Annotated in this window: 17 protein-coding genes; all 17 read left to right on the top strand. The window is 30.4% G+C overall.

Annotated elements, in window-relative coordinates; genetic code table 11:
- Nucleotides 1-247 precede the first annotated feature (247 nt).
- The 17 genes from ACVHXK_RS04190 to ACVHXK_RS04110 all read left to right on the top strand — a co-directional run bounded on the left by ACVHXK_RS04190 (nucleotide 248) and on the right by ACVHXK_RS04110 (nucleotide 17718).
- Nucleotides 248-1393 (top strand): cysteine desulfurase family protein, encoded by a 1146-nt coding sequence (locus ACVHXK_RS04190; protein ID WP_461205109.1) that lies wholly within the window; start codon nucleotides 248-250, stop codon nucleotides 1391-1393.
- A 107-nt stretch (nucleotides 1394-1500) separates the two neighbouring features.
- Nucleotides 1501-2586 (top strand): tRNA 2-thiouridine(34) synthase MnmA, encoded by a 1086-nt coding sequence (mnmA, locus tag ACVHXK_RS04185; RefSeq protein WP_461205108.1) that lies wholly within the window; start codon nucleotides 1501-1503, stop codon nucleotides 2584-2586.
- 277 nt (nucleotides 2587-2863) lie between these two features.
- Nucleotides 2864-3070, top strand: a complete 207-nt coding sequence (locus ACVHXK_RS04180) for a heavy-metal-associated domain-containing protein (protein ID WP_461205107.1) — start codon at nucleotides 2864-2866, stop codon at nucleotides 3068-3070.
- Between the two features lie 116 nt (nucleotides 3071-3186).
- Entirely contained in the window at nucleotides 3187-3336 is a 150-nt protein-coding gene (locus ACVHXK_RS04175) for a hypothetical protein (RefSeq protein ID WP_461205106.1), read from the top strand.
- A 143-nt stretch (nucleotides 3337-3479) separates the two neighbouring features.
- On the top strand, nucleotides 3480-4670 hold the full coding sequence (locus tag ACVHXK_RS04170) for a sensor domain-containing diguanylate cyclase (RefSeq protein ID WP_461205105.1): 1191 nt from the start codon (nucleotides 3480-3482) through the stop codon (nucleotides 4668-4670).
- 809 nt (nucleotides 4671-5479) lie between these two features.
- The gene (locus ACVHXK_RS04165; RefSeq protein WP_461205104.1) at nucleotides 5480-6475 is read left to right on the top strand and encodes an alpha/beta fold hydrolase; all 996 of its coding nucleotides are present in this window, start codon (nucleotides 5480-5482) and stop codon (nucleotides 6473-6475) included.
- A gap of 141 nt (nucleotides 6476-6616) precedes the next feature.
- Nucleotides 6617-7591, top strand: a complete 975-nt coding sequence (locus ACVHXK_RS04160) for a hypothetical protein (RefSeq protein WP_461205103.1) — start codon at nucleotides 6617-6619, stop codon at nucleotides 7589-7591.
- 267 nt (nucleotides 7592-7858) lie between these two features.
- Complete coding sequence (locus ACVHXK_RS04155; protein WP_461205102.1) at nucleotides 7859-8353, top strand: AbrB family transcriptional regulator; 495 nt, start codon at nucleotides 7859-7861, stop codon at nucleotides 8351-8353.
- Nucleotides 8354-8735: 382 nt separating this feature from the next.
- On the top strand, nucleotides 8736-9608 hold the full coding sequence (citG, locus tag ACVHXK_RS04150) for a triphosphoribosyl-dephospho-CoA synthase CitG (RefSeq protein WP_461205101.1): 873 nt from the start codon (nucleotides 8736-8738) through the stop codon (nucleotides 9606-9608).
- Nucleotides 9609-9908: 300 nt separating this feature from the next.
- Nucleotides 9909-10949: a [citrate (pro-3S)-lyase] ligase gene (citC, locus tag ACVHXK_RS04145; protein ID WP_461205100.1), complete on the top strand. Its 1041-nt coding sequence runs from the start codon at nucleotides 9909-9911 to the stop codon at nucleotides 10947-10949.
- A 13-nt stretch (nucleotides 10950-10962) separates the two neighbouring features.
- The gene (gene citD / locus ACVHXK_RS04140; protein ID WP_461205099.1) at nucleotides 10963-11259 is read left to right on the top strand and encodes a citrate lyase acyl carrier protein; all 297 of its coding nucleotides are present in this window, start codon (nucleotides 10963-10965) and stop codon (nucleotides 11257-11259) included.
- A gap of 1 nt (nucleotide 11260) precedes the next feature.
- On the top strand, nucleotides 11261-12136 hold the full coding sequence (citE, locus tag ACVHXK_RS04135) for a citrate (pro-3S)-lyase subunit beta (protein ID WP_461205098.1): 876 nt from the start codon (nucleotides 11261-11263) through the stop codon (nucleotides 12134-12136).
- A gap of 15 nt (nucleotides 12137-12151) precedes the next feature.
- Nucleotides 12152-13693: a citrate lyase subunit alpha gene (gene citF / locus ACVHXK_RS04130; RefSeq protein ID WP_461205097.1), complete on the top strand. Its 1542-nt coding sequence runs from the start codon at nucleotides 12152-12154 to the stop codon at nucleotides 13691-13693.
- A gap of 322 nt (nucleotides 13694-14015) precedes the next feature.
- Nucleotides 14016-14546, top strand: coding sequence for a citrate lyase holo-[acyl-carrier protein] synthase (gene citX / locus ACVHXK_RS04125; RefSeq protein WP_461205096.1), 531 nt, complete (start codon nucleotides 14016-14018; stop codon nucleotides 14544-14546).
- 42 nt (nucleotides 14547-14588) lie between these two features.
- Nucleotides 14589-15641 (top strand): tripartite tricarboxylate transporter substrate binding protein, encoded by a 1053-nt coding sequence (locus tag ACVHXK_RS04120; RefSeq protein WP_461205095.1) that lies wholly within the window; start codon nucleotides 14589-14591, stop codon nucleotides 15639-15641.
- A gap of 57 nt (nucleotides 15642-15698) precedes the next feature.
- Nucleotides 15699-16196, top strand: a complete 498-nt coding sequence (locus ACVHXK_RS04115) for a tripartite tricarboxylate transporter TctB family protein (RefSeq protein WP_461205094.1) — start codon at nucleotides 15699-15701, stop codon at nucleotides 16194-16196.
- Nucleotides 16197-16209: 13 nt separating this feature from the next.
- Nucleotides 16210-17718: a tripartite tricarboxylate transporter permease gene (locus ACVHXK_RS04110; protein ID WP_461205093.1), complete on the top strand. Its 1509-nt coding sequence runs from the start codon at nucleotides 16210-16212 to the stop codon at nucleotides 17716-17718.

Genomic DNA, 17718 nt, shown 5'->3' with positions numbered 1-17718 from the left:
ATGCACATTAAAAAGAAAATGCACAATGCACAATGTACAATGCACAATTTAGGATGATTTTGCTACGCAAAATCTTCAATTCAATTAATTGAATTAATTCAATTGAAAGATTAAAAGATTAAAAGATTGTTGAGTTATGGTAGAGGATTATTTATAATTGAAAATAATGTTTTAATAATAAAAAGGTAATGGCTACTAAGGTAGCAATTACCTTTTTTGCAACAGTAAATTTTAGAAGGAGATTTTTATGGATAAAAATTTATATTTAGATAATGCTGCATCAACATATGTGAAAAAAGAAGTATTAGATGTAATGATTCCTTATTTCATTGAGTATTACGGGAATGCATCTTCTGTGTATTCTCTTTCTAGAAAAGCTAAAGATGGATTAGAAGAAAGTAGAAAAAAAATATCAAAATTTATTAATTGTAAGAGTTCAGAACTCTATTTCACATCAGGAGGAACTGAGGGAGATAACTGGGCTATTAAGGGAATTGCATTTGCGAATAAAGACAAAGGTAAACACATTATAACAAGTGCAATAGAACATGCTGCGGTTTTGAAAACTTGTGAATATTTGAAAGAGTTTGGATTTGATATTACATATTTACCTGTGGATAATAATGGGTTTGTAAATATTAATGAGTTAAAAGATAATATAAGAGAAGATACTATACTTGTTTCTATAATGACAGCTAATAATGAAATAGGGACTATTCAAGATATAAAAGCAATAGGAAATTTATGTAGGAAGAAAGAAATTATATTCCATACTGATGCTGTTCAAGCTTTAGGGAAAATACCTATTGATGTTGAAAAATTAAATATTGATCTTATGACAATTTCAGCTCATAAAATTTATGGGCCAAAAGGAATAGGAGCTTTGTATATAAAAAAAGGAGTAAAGATTCATAATTTACTTCATGGAGGAGCTCAAGAAAGAGATAGAAGAAGTGGTACTGAAAATGTACCTGCTATTGTTGGGTTCGGTAAAGCTGTGGAAATTCTAGAAAATAATGTTGAGAATAATAAATTAATCAGTGAAAAGCGCGATTATATAATTAATGAGTTATTAAATATAGAAAATACAAGATTAAATGGGCCTACTTTGGATAAAAGAATTAGCAATAATATAAATGTTACTTTTGATAAAATCTCTTCAGAATTATTACTAATTGCATTAGACAATAAAGGAATAGCAGCATCAGCAGGAAGTGCATGTTCGGCAGGGGCAGTAGAGGATTCACATGTATTAAAAGCTATAGGATTAGATAAAGAAGAGATAAATAGTTCTATTAGATTTTCAATTGGAGAAGATATAACAGATGAAGAGATAAGATTTTTTATTAATAAAATAAAAGAAATTATTGAGAGAATGAGAAACTTTCTTTAAAACATAGAGTGCAATTTGTAGACATCAGAGTGAACTGTGAACTAAAAACAATACTATGAACATTAACAATAGTTTAAAATACAACAAAAAAGAAAGGATTGATAGATTTGAAGAAAAAAGTAGTTATAGGAATGAGCGGTGGAGTTGATAGTTCTGTTGCAGCTTATCTTTTGAAGGAAATGGGATATGATGTAATAGGGGTAACTATGCAAATATGGCAAGCAGATGAGGAGTATGAAGAAAAAGAAGGTGGATGCTGTTCAATTAGTGCAGTTGGTGATGCTAGGAGAGTGGCAGAACGTATAGGGATACCTTTTTACGTTATGAATTTTAAGGAAGTTTTTAAAACTAAAGTTATTGATTATTTTATTGATGAATATTTAGTTGGAAGAACTCCAAATCCATGTATTGCTTGTAATAAATATATTAAATTTGATGAATTTTTAAAAAAAGCTAAAATGTTAGGAGCTGATTACATAGCCACTGGGCATTATGCAAAAATAGAAAAAGTAGATGGTAGATATCTTCTTAAGGTAGCAGATGATGATAAAAAAGACCAAACTTATGCTCTTTATAATATGGATCAGTATATGCTAGAACATACTCTTATGCCTTGTGGAGATTATACAAAAGATAGAATAAGAGAAATAGCTAAAGAAATTGGACTTGATGTTCATAATAAAAGAGATAGCCAAGAAATATGTTTTGTTTATGATGATAATCATGGAAAATTTATAGAAGAAGAAGTTCCAGGCAAAGTTAAAAAAGGTAATTTTGTTGACAAAGAAGGTAAAGTATTAGGACAACATAAGGGTATAGTCCACTATACAATAGGACAAAGAAAAAAACTTGGATTATCTTTAGGAAAACCTGTTTTTGTAAATGATATAAATCCTATTACAAATGAAGTAGTTATTGGTGATGAAGAAGGTATTTTCAAGAATTCACTTTATGCAAATGAATTAAATTTTATACCTTTTGATGAATTAAAAGAGCCTATTACTGTAAAGGCAAAGATTAGGTATAGTGGAAAGAAAGAAGAAGCAATAGTTTATCCAGAAGGAAAAGATAAAGTAAGAGTAGAATTCAAACAAAAACAAAGAGCAATGACAAAAGGACAGTCGGTTGTATTTTATGATGGAGACGTTGTTGTCGGCGGTGGAATTATTAATTCAATGGACAATGCACAATGAACAATGCACAATTAAGGTATATTTTCTTCACTTTGGTGAGAAAATCTTTGAATTTATAAAAGAATAAAAGAATAAAAGTTTATTATATTAATTAGGGTTTAATTAATGTTTTAAATTTGTCTCTATAAAATAAAGAAATTTTTTCTGCAAGAAAAAATTTCATCAACAATTGTGCATTGTGCATTGAAAATTGTGCATTGCCCTTTAAGTATATTATTAAGCCATTCTGGTTATAATTTAAATGAAAAAGAGTTTAAATTAACTAGGAGGTAAATTAATGGAATCTATTCTTTTTGAAGTGTCAGGACTAGATAATAGTCAAAAGAAGACAAAAATAAAGAATTCTCTCGATAAAGTTAAAGGCGTTCAGGAAGTTTCTGTGGATATGGATAGGGGAACAATAGAAGTTGGTTTTAATTTGCCAGCAACAGGGGAAACGATAGAAACTAAAATAGAAAAGCAAGGGTGCGTAATATTAAATTAAGAGATTGCTGATGCAATCTCTTAATTTAATTTAATATACTATAGTATAAATTCACAAAGTATTGAAGGATTTTATGGTATAATTTATATAGTATTGAGGGAAAGAGAGGTTATAAAGTGTACAGATGGTATGTTTTTATTTTAATGGAAATAATATTTAGATATTTTAATAAGGATAATTTACTACATGTGACAAAAGATTTAGATATTATTGGATGTTTTGTTGTTAATTTTAAAATAATAAAATTAAGTTATCAAAAGAATTAGCCCAAATAGTAGGCAAAAATAAGAATTGTAAAGAAAGTAATCTTGAAGATTTATATAGTTTTAATGTTTTAAAAGATAACATAGAAAAAATAAAATATGAGATTAATATTATTAAAAATAAAAAAATATTTGAGCCATTTGAAATGAATATTATTACTCCTTCAGGCATGAAATGGATAAAAATAGTAGGTAGATTTATTATTAATAATAAAGGACAAATAATTAAATTAAATGGAGTAGTACAAGATATTACAGAATTGAAAGAAAAAGAACTAAAATTAGAAGAAGAGTTAAAAATAAGAAAGAAAAATGAACTTAATTTAAATAAATTGATAGATTTAAGAGATTCTGTTTTACAAATTTCTCATGCTGTTACGGAAACTAATAATATTGATGAATTGTTCAATATTATTCTTGATAGAGCTTTGAAATCAATTAGAAATGGGCAAATAGGTTCAGTACTTGTTTTAGATGAAGAAGGAAATTTGAACGCAGTAGCATATAGAGGGTTTAAAAAGAGAATATTAGAAGATTTTAAAATAAAATTAAACCAATCATTTATGTATAAAAGTACAAAAGGAAATATTAAACAAACTGTTGTTATAAATAATGTTGAAGATATGCTGGATATTGTAGAAGAAAGCGCTTTGGATGATGACGGAAATTTGTATATAAGGTCATCTATAAGTGCGCCTATTTTCGTTGATAATAAATTATATGGATTGTTAAATTTAGATAGTGAAAATATCAATGTTTTTAATGAAATGGACATTGAGATTATGGAATATTTGAGATTACAAGTATCTATAGCAATTGAAAAACATTTACTATATGAAAAAACAATTCAGTTTTCAAGGTATGATGAACTTACAGGAGTATATAATAGAAGGTATTTTGAAGAAAGATTAGATATTCAGCTTGAAAAATCAAAACGGTACAAAGAAAAATTTTGCTTAGTTATTTTTGATTTAGATAAGTTTAAAGAAATCAATGATAATTATGGACATATAATAGGCGATGGTGTTTTAAGAGATTTTGCTGATAGGTTAACAAAGAATTTTAGAAGTTCTGATATTATAGGTAGATTTGGTGGAGATGAATTTGTTGCTTTAATATATAATACTGATAATATTAGTGCTAAAAGTAAAATAGAGCATATTCGAGAAGAATTAAATGAAAAGGTTTTGTTTGATCAGGATATTTTATTAAGTTATAATTTTAGTTATGGAATTTCTTCATTTGTAGATAATGAAACTGATTTTAATTCTTTATTAAAAGATGCCGATAAAAAAATGTACGAAAATAAAAGTAGAAATAGAACTAGAAATAGATAAAAAGGATAGTGTATCTGTACAAAGAAAAATTGAGCTATAATTGAATTTAAAATAGGATGAGAATAGTTCATTATTTACAATTTACAATTAATGTTAAAACCAAGATTAAAACCGAAACTAAGATTAAAACTAAAAGAAAAGAGGTGCTCTATTATGAGTGCCTCTTCTCTTTTGTTGTTTCGTCTTTAGTTTTGTGGGGATTACTGTGAACTTAAGTTTGTTTGTAGTTTGATCTTTGTTCTTTAGTTTTTCCATATATTGCAGTTTTTCTTATATAGCTGTATTTGTTTGTATTACCGTTTTTTCTTGTGTGGCTGTTTATTAAATTTCTAATTATGTTTATTAGTATATTTAGTTTTTGTCAATTGTTTTGTTTATTAGTTTAAATTATCAGCATCTTGTAGTTTTTACTATATCTAATTTGGAATAAACCAAATATAGATTGAATTAATATAAACCTATAAACTTTTTATGGAGCTTTTTAAATCAAACATTGGTCTGAGCCTCCATTTCTAAATTTTAATACTTGTAGAACTTGTACATTTTTAATACAAAGTTCAATGTTAAGTTTTAAAAAAAACTTATAGTAATAGGTAAACTTTAAACAAATATTGGGGATATATTTGTTTGTAATTACATTATAAGACAATAACGTGTACTTGTCAACAATAATTATCAATAAATATTAAATATTTTAAAATAAATATTTCTTTTGAAGTTAATTATGTAGTGTGGGATTGCAAGTCAGTATTAGCAATAACATAAAGAAGATCATATAATAATTAATATAATAAAAAAGGATTAATAAAATGAAGATAAATTTTAGTTATAACAGAACAAAGATTGAATGTTCAGAAGGATATATATTTAAAGGGAAGTTTTATAGATGCAATTATTGCAGATTTAAAACCCTTTACAGAAATCCAGCAAAGGGAACAGAAACAGTACAACTCTATAATTTTGAACCAAAGAGTGATATTAGAGCTTCTGTAGTTATCCTCCCTGGACTTGGTAGCTCAAATATTAAGTTTTTTTTATGGATGGGAACTCATTTAGCTTCTGTAGGAGTGCATTCTACTGTGGTAATTTTACCCGGAAATTATACAAGGGTTGAAGACAAGTCTACTTCAGGGAAAAGTTATCTTTATCCTGATATGAAGCGTATGTTTCAGTTTTGGGAACATGCAGTAGTGGATGTTCTTTCTACTATAGATATTTTAGAGCAAAAGAAAGTATGGAGCGAAAATAATTGTATTTTAGGTTATTGTTTAGGGGGAATGATTAATACTATAGTTTCGGCGCTGGATCAAAGAGCAAAAGAAAAGATATTTATGACTACAGGTGGGTATTTACCTAAAATAATACATCAATCTATAGTAACAGGTTTTGTACGCAAAAAATTTAAAGATGGATACAAAAGTGAATATTTTTTACATGACAAGAAAAAAATATATGAAATATATAAAAAACAATTTCCACTTGTTAGAGAAATGTCTTTATTAGAAATAATGAAAACCTCAGAAATACATCCTCTCTTCAAAATAGATCCTATATCCTATGCTCATTTGATAGATAAAAAAGATGTGACGTTTATTGATGCATTTTTTGATACAACACTTCCTGTACAAAGTAGGATTAGCTTATATAAAGAAATGAAAGATGCAGTAAGATATGTTGTACCAATAACACATGTTGGATGGCTTCCTTTTGAAAGATTTCTAGCACAGTATATTTTACTCAAATTAAATATTAATGATAATAAATCAATGAAGATGGTTACTAAGAAACTGGGTATAAGAATATAAAAATAGTTAAAAAAATGAAATAAAATATTAACTGAGATAGAGTAAATCTCTTTATTAATAATAGAAATAAACTATTAAATAATATATAATATTATTATATAAATAAATTGTAATAAATTATCTTTTTATAGGGGGAAAAGTATGAAGGAAGACAAAAAGATATTATTTAAAAGTATAATAATTTCCGCAATTATTACAGTATTAATATTTTTATTTAAAGGATTAGTTGAAGGATTCCCTCATTTGCCTGATACAGGTGCGTCGTGGTATTATTGGAAGCTTCCTGAGGCTAAGTTTTGGCCAAGGGTGACTTCATGGGGATTGTACATAATTCATCAAGTTTTAGCTTGGTTTTTTATTTATAAGCTTGTTAAGGAGAAGAGAGGTAATGGTAATAAATTAAATAAATATAATTGGGCATTATTGTGGACAAACTTCATTTTCGTATTGCTACATATGGTTCAATCATACATATGGTATGATGGACTAGCTCAAGATACACCTGTTTGGAGCTCACAAGGGTCTGTTATAGTTATGCTGGTATTACTACTAATAATGGAAAATAGCAGAAGAGGTCTATTCTTCGGTAAGAAACTTAAATTATTTAAAGACGGTACAAAAAGAATTTATAAATATCATGGCTATTATATAGCTTGGGCAGTTATATTTACATTTTGGTTTCATCCTATGGAAGGGACTACAGGACATTTATTTGGTTTCTTTTATTTATTTCTTTTAATGATACAAATGTCTATGGCATATACGAAGGTACATACAAATAGATATTGGACATTTACTGTAGAAGTTCTTGTGCTTTTCCATGGAACAGCAGTTGCAGCTGTTGGTGGAAGCGCTATATGGAGCATGTTTGCTTTTGGTTTTGGTTTTATTTTTATAGTTACGCAGATATATGGGTTGAAACTTGGTAAAATAGCTATATTAATAGCAACTATAACATATGGTGTGCTAGCTGTCATAGTATATAGTGGAATGTTTTTTGGTAGTAGAAGTTTAAGTGATATTCATCAAATAACTTGGATACCTATTATTGAATATTTATTAGTTTTTGTTTTTATAGCTTTAGCTCAGCTTCCTAGTTTGTTTAAAAAGAAATAATAATATATTGAAATAAAAAGCAAGGAAATTACGATTTAAAGTGGTTTTCTTGTTTTTTTACTTAGATTAAGTATAAATATAGGTTTACAATTAAGACTCTGTAGTTGACAAAAAAAAGCTGAAATTGTATTATTTAAAAGTAATGATTTTTATATAAATTTAGCAATAGTTAAAGATACATATGTAAGCTTTAACAGGCTAATACAAAGTAATACTTTGTATTAGCCTTTTTTTGATAAAAATTTATTCAGAGTGGGAGTGTTAGTGGTGTATAAAATTATAGTTACTTTATTAGTTGCATGTGCTGGTGGAATTGTTGGTATAAAGCTTAAAATACCAGCAGGAGCATTGATTGGGGCAATGATATCTGTAGCAATATATAATATTTACGGTGGACAAGCAGATATACCTAAGAACTTTAAACTTGTTGCTCAAATGGTGGTTGGTGGATTAATTGGACTAAATTTTACTATGCAAACATTTATTGAGCTTAAGAAAATTATTTTACCTACAATAATTTTAGTTTGTGGATTAATGATATTTAGTGTTGCCATAGGTTATCTTATATATAGATTTACAGGAATGGATTTGGTTACAGCCATGTTTAGTTCAGCTCCGGGTGGGCTTGCTGACATGACTTTGATTTCTGAAGCTTATGGAGCAGATGTTCCGAAGGTTGTAGCAATGCATACAGCTAGATTAGTAACGGTACTTACAATATTACCCGTAGTAATAAAGCTTATTTCGGAAAAAGCACAATGATTTTATAGGATTATTGACAGAATATCATTTACAATATATTATTTACTTAAAGGCTTGAACAAAAGTTTGAAATTGGTTGTTTAAGTAATGAAGAGATTGATAGACTATTTTAGGAAATTGAGGATTTGAATTTAATTAAATAATTGTTAGCAATGATTGAAGATAACGGTAGTTAGACTTTAGTAGGCTAGCACAGAGGATACTTTCTTTGTGCTAGCCTTTTTTTGCAAATATTTAAAAAACATAGAGTATAGAGTACAGTTAAGGATGAGTTTTTTCTCTTTGATCAGAAAATCTTTAATCTATTAAGGTTTTAAATGTTTAAATCTTTTAACTGCACGATGCAAACTGCACACTATGTTATAAAAAGGAGGGTGATTTTATGGAATTATATGATGATATAAGTGAATATATTGGATTTTTAGCCCAAAAAGCTGTGTTATATGAAGTAAGTGCTAGTCCGAAGCCGGGGTTAGTAGATAGGTTTAATTGTGGATCTCATAAGGATATGAACTTCTTTACATTTATAACTAGTGCTTCGGCTATTTCTTACGAGTTCAAATCCATGGCGGAAGTTGGAATAGAGACTAATGAAAGAGACCTTGGAGATTTACTACCCAAAATAAGACCTATAGGAATTAAAGCTGAAAAGAAAATGTTTTCGGCAACAAATGGAGTTAATACGCATAAAGGAATTATTTTTTCCATAGGAATAATTTGTGCAGCTGCTGGCTTTTTAATGAGAAAAAGACAATGTAGCAAGATAGAAGCAGAGGAACTTTGTGAAGTAGTTAAAGTTATGACTAAAGGGATAAGTGAAAAAGAATTTGAAAACATAGATAAAAAAGAGAAACTAACAAATGGAGAAAAACTTTATAAGGAATATGGATTTAAAGGCATTAGGGGAGAAGTGGAATCAGGATTTGAGACAGTTTTGCAAAGAGGGCTACCTGTTATAAGGGAGTATATAGATACAAAAGATAAAAATGATATTCTTGTGCAGACACTATTAAGCCTTATGACTACTTCAGAAGATAGCAATGTTGTATGGCGACAAGATATTGAAACACTAAAATATGTTCAAGATTATTCTAAAAGAGTATTAGCTAATGGAGGAATATTTACTGATAGTGGGGAAAAAGAAATTGTTGAAATGGACAGAATTTTTATAGAAAAAAACATAAGTCCAGGAGGGTCAGCTGACCTTTTAGCTGTTACTGTAATGCTTGCACTTATCGAAGGTAAAAATCTTTAAAAGATAGAGCGTAAATTATTTGGTATATTAAATAAGATAATAAAATTCAGAAAAAACAATTGACGTTAAAAGGTTTACATGATATAATCCAATTAAATGATGCACATAAGGAGCTCAGAAAAATTGCATTTGGCAAGTTTTCAGAGAACTATGTAGTATGTGTCATTTACCTAAAAGTAAATATTTGCTGGAAATTTTTAAAGATGATTATAAATTAGACTTTAGAAGACCAGCACAAAGATTAAATTCTTTGTGCTGGTCTTTTTTGTTTTCTAAATATTAGATAAAGGTGGAATAACTATGGAAAATTTACAAATGAAAAGTATTTCACTGAGGATAAAAAGCGATAAGAAAAAACTTGATGAGCTATTAGAAAAATCTGGACTTAAGCTGGACAAGTTTATAGAAAAGACAATTGGGATATATGACGGAGATAGATTATTAGCTACAGGTTCTATAAGCGGAAACACTTTGAGGTGTATTGCGGTAGATGAGGATTACAAAGGTGGAAATATTATAAACAAGCTTATTTCAGAGCTTATAAATCTTCAGTATCAAAGAGGAAGAACTCACTTGTTTATATTTACTAAATATGAAGCCTATAAATCTTTTGAATATATGGGATTTAAAAAGATAAGCGAAGTAGACGAAAAAATTGTTCTGCTTGAAAATAAGCAAGATGGAATAAGTAATTATTTAAAAGAGATTTCAAAGTGTAATAAAGATGGCAAAATAATTTCTTCAATAGTAATGAATTGTAATCCATTTACATTAGGGCATCAATATTTAATTGAACAAGCATCAAGGGAAAGCGATGTAGTACACATATTTGTAGTTTGGGAAGATAAATCGACTTTCCCATCAGAAACTAGATATAAATTGATAAAGGAAGGAACAAAACATTTAGATAATGTGATTATTCACAAGGGTAAGAATTACATTATATCAAATGCAACATTCCCTACTTATTTTATAAAAGATGATGATGAGGTAGTTGAGTTGCATGCAAAGTTAGATATTCAAATATTCAGAGATTTTATAGCACCTGCTTTAAAAATTAATCGAAGATATGTTGGAGAAGAAAACTATGATGTTGTTACAAGAAAATATAATGATGCAATGAAGGAGTTATTACCACAACGGGGCATAGAGGTAATAGAAATGAAGAGAAAAGAAGAAGACGAGGATATAATTAGCGCATCGAAGGTAAGAAGATTTTTGAAAGAAGAAGATTGGGAAAAAATAAAAAAGATAGTTCCAGAATCTACATACAAGTATTTAAGGTCAAAAGAGGCTCAGCCTATTATAAATAAAATAAAAGAAAAAGATTCAAGACATTAAAGGGAGTGTTTTTATGCAAATTATTCAAGATGGAATGTCAGGAACAATGGAATCAAGCGACATTAACATCCTTGTACAGCCAAATGCTGAAAAGGGAATAGAAATTAGACTTAAAAGTGCAGTAGAAAAGCAATTTGGTAAGAAAATAAGACAAGTTATCGAAGAAACATTAGAAAAACTTGAAGTTAAGGATGCGATAGTAATTGCCAATGACAAAGGTGCTCTAGATTATGCAATAGTTGCAAGACTTGAATGTGCAATACACAGAGCAGCAGGTATCGAAAAAGATATAAGTTGGGAGGAACTATAGAATGCTTAAACTAAGAAGAACGATGTTATATGCACCAGGAAACAACCCAGGAATGTTAAGAGATGCAAATATTTATGGGGCAGATTCGTTGATGTTCGACCTAGAAGATTCTGTTTCAGTTAATGAAAAAGATTCAGCAAGATTTATGGTATTCAATGCCGTTAAAAATATAGATTACGGAAATACAGAAATAGTTGTAAGAATAAATTCTTTAGATACAGGATTAGGACAAGAAGATATTAAAGCTATGGTAGCAGCAGGGGTAGATGTAATTAGACTTCCTAAAACTGAAACGGCCAAGGATATTAAAGATGTAGAAAAATTAATAGAAGAAGCTGAAATAGCTAATGGAATAGAAGTAGGAAAAACAAAAATGATGGCAGCAGTAGAGAGTCCTCTTGGAGTTATGAATGCTTATCCAATAGCTACATCAAGCGACAGATTAATAGGAATTGCTATAGGAGCAGAGGATTTCGTAACTACAATGAAAACAAATAGAAGTGCAGATGGTTCAGAGCTTATGGTTGCAAGGGGACAAATCCTAATGGCAGCAAGAGCAGCTGGAATTTACGCATTAGATACAGTTTACTCAGATGTAAACAACGAAGAAGGCTTTAGAAATGAAGTTACTCTAATAAAACAACTAGGATTTGACGGTAAATCAATAATAAACCCAAGACAAGTTGGGCCAGTACATGAAATATTTACTCCATCAGAAAAAGAAATAGATAAAGCATTAAGAATAAAAGAAGCAATAAAAGAAGCAGAAGAAAATGGCTCAGGAGTTATTGCTTTAGATGGAAAAATGATAGATAAGCCAATTGTTGAAAGAGCGGAAAGAGTATTAACACTAGCAAAAGCTGCAGGTGTTTGTTAGAAAGGGGTATAAAAAATGATTAATTCAATAGAAAGAGAAATCCCAGATAGTATATTAGAAAATTTAAATAAGAAAGCTTACGAAAAACCATTTGCAGAATTACCAGAAATCAGAATGCGTGGAAGAAAAATAGCTTGTGTAGGACCAAATGATAGTAAATTACTATCTTCTATAGATGAAGCAATTGAAAGAACAGGATTAAAAGATGGAATGACAATATCTTTTCACCATCACTTTAGATCAGGTGACTATGTATTAAATATGGTAATGGAAAGAATAGCTGCAAAGGGAATAAAGAACTTGAAATTAGCAAGTAGTTCATTGACAGACATTCATGCTCCTTTAATAGAACACATAAAAAATGGAGTAGTAACTAGTATAACAACTAGTGGAATGAGAGGAGAACTTGCTGATCAAATTTCAAGAGGTCTTTTGGAAAAACCAGTAATTATAAGAAGTCACGGTGGAAGAGCGAGAGCTATAGAAGCTGGAGAAATCGATATAGATGTAGCTTTCTTAGGAGTTCCTTCTTCAGATGAATATGGTAATGCATCAGGAGAAAGAGGAAAAGCAATATGTGGTTCTCTAGGCTATGCAAGAGTTGACTCAAGATATGCAGATAGGGTTGTACTAATAACTGACTGTTTAATGGAGTTCCCTAACTTGCCGGGAAGCATAAAGCAAGTTGATGTTGATTTTGTAGTAGAAGTAGATGCTATAGGAGATCCAAATGGTATAGCTTCAGGAGCTACAAGATTTACTAAAAACCCTAAAGAATTATTAATAGCTCAAAAAGCTAGTGATGTTATCGTAAATTCAGGATATTTTAATGATAAATTTTCTTTCCAAACTGGTTCAGGTGGAGCATCTTTAGCAGTAACAAGATTTTTAAGAACAGAGATGCTAAAAAGAGATATCAAAGCAAGATTTGCCTTAGGTGGAATAACAAAGCCAATGGTTGAACTTCATGAAGAAGGATTAATTGAACACTTATATGATGTACAAAGCTTTGATTTAGTTGCAGCAAACTCATATAAGAAAAACAGAAAGCATCATGAAATAGAAGCTTCTTACTATGCAAACCTTCATACAAAGGGATGTATTGCAAATAAATTGGATGTTGTTATATTAAGTGCATTAGAGATAGATACAGATTTTAATGTAAATGTAATAACAGGAGCAGATGGTGTTATAAGAGGGGCATCAGGTGGACACTCTGACACAGCAGCATCAGCAAAACTTACAGTAATAGTTGCACCACTTATGAGAGGAAGAATTCCTACAGTAGTAAAAAGAGTGCAAAATGTAATAACTCCGGGAGAAACAGTAGATGTACTTGTAACTGATAGAGGGGTTGCTGTAAATCCATTAAGAACAGACCTTATTGAAAGATTTGAAAAGGCTGGAATAAAAACAACTACAATAGAAGAACTTCTAATAGAAGTAAACTCAATGCTTGGAGAGCCAGATGAAATCGAATATTTGGACAAGGTTGTAGGTGTAATTGAATACAGAGATGGTTCTGTAATTGATGTAATAAGACAGATAAAGGAATAGTTCTTTTTTAAAGAAGTGTGAAGAGTGAAGTGTGAAGAGTGAAGTGTGCAGAGTGAAGTGAAAAGATATAAAATTTAAAATCGAAATGCACAATGCACAATGCACAATGCACAATGCACAATTTAGGATGATTTTCTTCCCTTTGGTCAGAAAATCTTAATTTAAAAAGAGATTGGAGTCGATTTTACTTTGTAAAATCATCCTTTCTATGTTATATAAGTGACTAAGTTATTTTAGTTATGGACATCTTTTAACGATATTACTGTTAATTATGACTTTGCATTGTGAAGTGTGAACCGTGAACTGAAAAGGGGCTTTTAGTATGGATAATGAGCAAAGAATGATATATAAAATATTAGAATCTAGAGAGCAGAGAGCTGAGAAGCAGAAAAGTTTGATAAAAGAATTTGATGGCTCATTAATATCATTTACTCTCAATATTCCTGGTGCTAGAAAAGATAGCCTTTTATTTAGGAAAGCACATGAAGAAGGGTTCAGACTATTAGTTGAAGCAATTGAAAAAGATAAATTACCAATATTATATAAAGAAGAAATTCATAAGGATACTGGGTCAGAAGGATATATATCTGTGCAAGCTGATTCATTGAAATTGAAGGCTCTTACAATTTTAATTGAAGAGAAAACCCCCTTAGGTAGAATCTTTGATATAGATGTTTTAAACAAGAGCCTTGCAATTATTAGTAGGAAAGACCTTGGTTATGAAGGAAGAAAATGCTTTGTATGTAATGGGGAAGCTAATATTTGCAGAAAAGAAAGAAAGCATTCAACAGAAGAACTCATTGATTATATCAATGAAATGACAAAAGATTATTTCAATTTAAATGACAATTAAGTTGTTTGAATTTTATAATAAATAAACTTTGGAGGGGTATTTATGAAAAGAACAAAATTATTATCAGTAGTATTAACAGGAGTTTTGGCAGTAAGCTTATTAGCTGGATGTGGAAACAATGCAGCAGAAAACAACACAGCTAATGAAGGAAATAACACAGCTAATAGCGCAGAAGAAACAGTAGATTATCCAGAAGGAAATTTAGATTTCGTAGCACCAGGTGGAGCTGGCGGTGGTTGGGATATGACAATCAGAACAACTGCTAAAGTATTAAAAGATACTGGACTTGTAGAAGCTGCAATGCCTGTAACAAACGCATCAGGTGGAGGCGGAGCTGTATTCTTAGCTGACTTACAAACTAAAGTTGGAGAAGATGATACAATCGTTGTTTATTCGTCACCATTATTACTAGTAAATTTAAATGGAACTAGTGAATATAGCTACATGGATACTACACCACTTGCAAGACTTATAACTGATTACGGTGCATTTGTTGTTGCAGAAGATTCAGAATATACATCTATAGCACAAGTTATGGATGCTTTAAAAGAAGATCCTAAGAGTGTAAAAATTGGTGGAGGTTCAGCTGCAGGATCTATGGACCACATCGTATTCTTGTTAATGGCAAAAGCTGCTGGTGTTGAAAATATCGCAGATATTGACTATGTATCATTCCAAGATGGAACTGCAAACGCTCAAATCTTAGGAGGACACGTTGACGTATTATCAACTGGTTTAGGAGATACATCTGCATTACTTGAAAGTGGAAACTTAAGATGTCTTGCTACGACTGCTTCTGAAAGAGTTGGAGAAGGCGTATTAGCTGAAATCCCAACTTGTATGGAAGAAGGAATAGATGCAACTTTCGAAAACTGGAGAGGTTTATTCGGACCTAAAGATATGCCTGAGTATGCTGTTGAGTTCTGGGAAGATACTCTAGGACAAATGGTTGAAACTGATGAATGGTTAGAAGCTAGTGCTCAAAATGGTTGGTCTCAATGTTACTTAAATTCAGCAGATTTCACTACTTTCTTAGAAGAAACTAATGAAAGCTACAAATCTGTTCTTGAAGAAATAGGAATGTTACAAAAATAAAATAAATATAGTGCAGAGTTAAAGCTCTGCACTTACCTTAAATAAGGAGGATTAACTTTGAAAGATAATAAGAAAAATGTAACTGTAAATGATTCCTTGATGGGTCTTGTAATTACAATATTAGGAATTTGTTATTTAATTATGACTATAGCTTTACCAAAAGCTGCAATGGGTGGAGCTAATGAACCAAAAATGTTTCCACTTATGATCGCAATTATATTAATTATTTTAGGGGTTACCTTTATGTTTAAAAGTGGTTTTTCCAACATAAAAGTTGCAGCAGGTAACTTTGTAAGTAGCTATAAAAAAGATAAAGAAACAAACTTGACAATTATAATAACATGCCTTGGTAGTATAGGTTATGCTTTATTATTTAAAAGAATCGGATATGTTATATCAACATTTTTATTTTTAGAATTATTACTTTACTTAACAAGAAAAGAGAAATTACTTTCAAATACAATAATTGCTCTATTATTCAGTGTTGGAATATACGTAGTATTTTCAAAAATGCTAGGTGTTACACTTCCAAAAATGATATTTTTAGACATATAGAGGAGGATATAAAATGGGTGATGTATTAGTTAACTTATTACAAGGATTTTCCGTGGCTTTAACGCCATATCATATATTACTTGTAACATTTGGTGGTATCCTTGGAACTATCGTAGGTATGTTACCAGGACTTGGACCAGCTACAGGTGTTGCCGTATTATTACCAATTACTTTTTCAATGGGACCTACAGCGGCTTTAATCACTATGTGCGGTGTGTATTATGGCGCTATGTTTGGTGGTTCTAGAAGTTCAATTCTTATAAATACGCCAGGAGATGGTGCAGCATTAGCAGCAACATTTGATGGTTATCCAATGGCTATGAATGGTAAGGCAGAATCAGCTCTTGCGATGTCAGCTATAGCTTCATTTATTGGTGGAATTATTTCAGTTGTATTTATGGTTTTAGTTGCTACACCAGTGGCTAACTTTGCACTGAAATTTGGACCATCTGAGTATTTTTTACTTATGGTAACAGCTTTAGTAATGACATCTTCTATGTCAAAAGGAAATATGCTTAAAGGTTTTATTTCTACAGCAATAGGTCTTATGATTGCAACAGTGGGAATTGACTCACAATCAGGTGTTAGAAGATTTACTTTCGGAGTATTAGAATTACAAACAGGAATAGATTTCCTAGTAGTAATTATCGCTATATATGCACTTGGAGAGGTATTTAAGAGTTTCAAATCTCTACGTGATGGTAACAAAAAAGCTCAAACTAAGTTCAAAAAAATATGGGTAACTAAAGAAGAATGGAAAAAGAGTAAATGGCCTATATTAAGAAGTGCTCCATTAGGATTTATAATAGGTGCCCTACCTGGTGCAGGTGGAACAATGGCTTCACTTATGGCTTATAACAATGAAAAGCAAATGTCAAAGAACCCAGAAGAATTCGGAAAAGGTGCTATAGAAGGTCTTGCAGCTCCAGAATCTGCAAATAACGCAGCTTCAGTTGGTGCTCTAATCCCAATGCTAACATTAGGTATTCCTGGATCAGGAACAACAGCAGTTATGATGGGAGCTTTATTAATGCTTGGTATTCAACCAGGACCATTATTATTTACTCAACATCCTGATATTGCTTGGGGACTAATCGCAAGTATGTTCATTGGTAATATCATATTAGCTATAGTAAACATTCCAATGGCTGGATTACTTGTTAGAGTACTTGCTATACCTCCAAAAGTATTGTATCCAATAGTTTTAGCACTTGCTTTCGTTGGAACATTTGCAATTGGTACTAGTGTAGTAGATTTCTATTTATTAGTTATATTCGGAGTAGCTGGTTACTTGATGTCAAAAGTTAATCTTCCAACAGCTCCATTAATATTAGCTGTTATCGTAGGAGGTACTATGGAGCAATCTTATAGACAAGCTCTTAGAATTTCTGATGGAAGCTATACTGCTTTCTTTGACTCTGGTCTTAACTTAGCATTAATAGCTATTACAGTATTCTCAATTGTATGGCCATTAGTTAAGGGTAAAATAGATGCAAAAAAAGCGAGTAAGGCTACAGTTTAA

The organism is Clostridium sp. DL1XJH146 (genome assembly GCF_054819755.1).
The sequence above is the reverse complement of the archived record's forward strand: the minus strand, read 5'-3'. Positions and strand labels throughout refer to the sequence as shown.

Excerpts from the sequence above, each read along its gene's own strand:
- ACVHXK_RS04190 (WP_461205109.1), top strand. The coding sequence starts at position 248 with ATGGATAAAAATTTATATTTAGATAATGCTGCATCAACATATGTGAAA.
- ACVHXK_RS04180 (WP_461205107.1), top strand. The coding sequence starts at position 2,864 with ATGGAATCTATTCTTTTTGAAGTGTCAGGACTAGATAATAGTCAAAAG.
- ACVHXK_RS04170 (WP_461205105.1), top strand. The coding sequence starts at position 3,480 with ATGAATATTATTACTCCTTCAGGCATGAAATGGATAAAAATAGTAGGT.
- ACVHXK_RS04165 (WP_461205104.1), top strand. The coding sequence starts at position 5,480 with ATGAAGATAAATTTTAGTTATAACAGAACAAAGATTGAATGTTCAGAA.
- ACVHXK_RS04160 (WP_461205103.1), top strand. The coding sequence starts at position 6,617 with ATGAAGGAAGACAAAAAGATATTATTTAAAAGTATAATAATTTCCGCA.
- citG (WP_461205101.1), top strand. The coding sequence starts at position 8,736 with ATGGAATTATATGATGATATAAGTGAATATATTGGATTTTTAGCCCAA.
- citC (WP_461205100.1), top strand. The coding sequence starts at position 9,909 with ATGGAAAATTTACAAATGAAAAGTATTTCACTGAGGATAAAAAGCGAT.
- citD (WP_461205099.1), top strand. The coding sequence starts at position 10,963 with ATGCAAATTATTCAAGATGGAATGTCAGGAACAATGGAATCAAGCGAC.
- citE (WP_461205098.1), top strand. The coding sequence starts at position 11,261 with ATGCTTAAACTAAGAAGAACGATGTTATATGCACCAGGAAACAACCCA.
- citF (WP_461205097.1), top strand. The coding sequence starts at position 12,152 with ATGATTAATTCAATAGAAAGAGAAATCCCAGATAGTATATTAGAAAAT.
- citX (WP_461205096.1), top strand. The coding sequence starts at position 14,016 with ATGGATAATGAGCAAAGAATGATATATAAAATATTAGAATCTAGAGAG.
- ACVHXK_RS04120 (WP_461205095.1), top strand. The coding sequence starts at position 14,589 with ATGAAAAGAACAAAATTATTATCAGTAGTATTAACAGGAGTTTTGGCA.
- ACVHXK_RS04110 (WP_461205093.1), top strand. The coding sequence starts at position 16,210 with ATGGGTGATGTATTAGTTAACTTATTACAAGGATTTTCCGTGGCTTTA.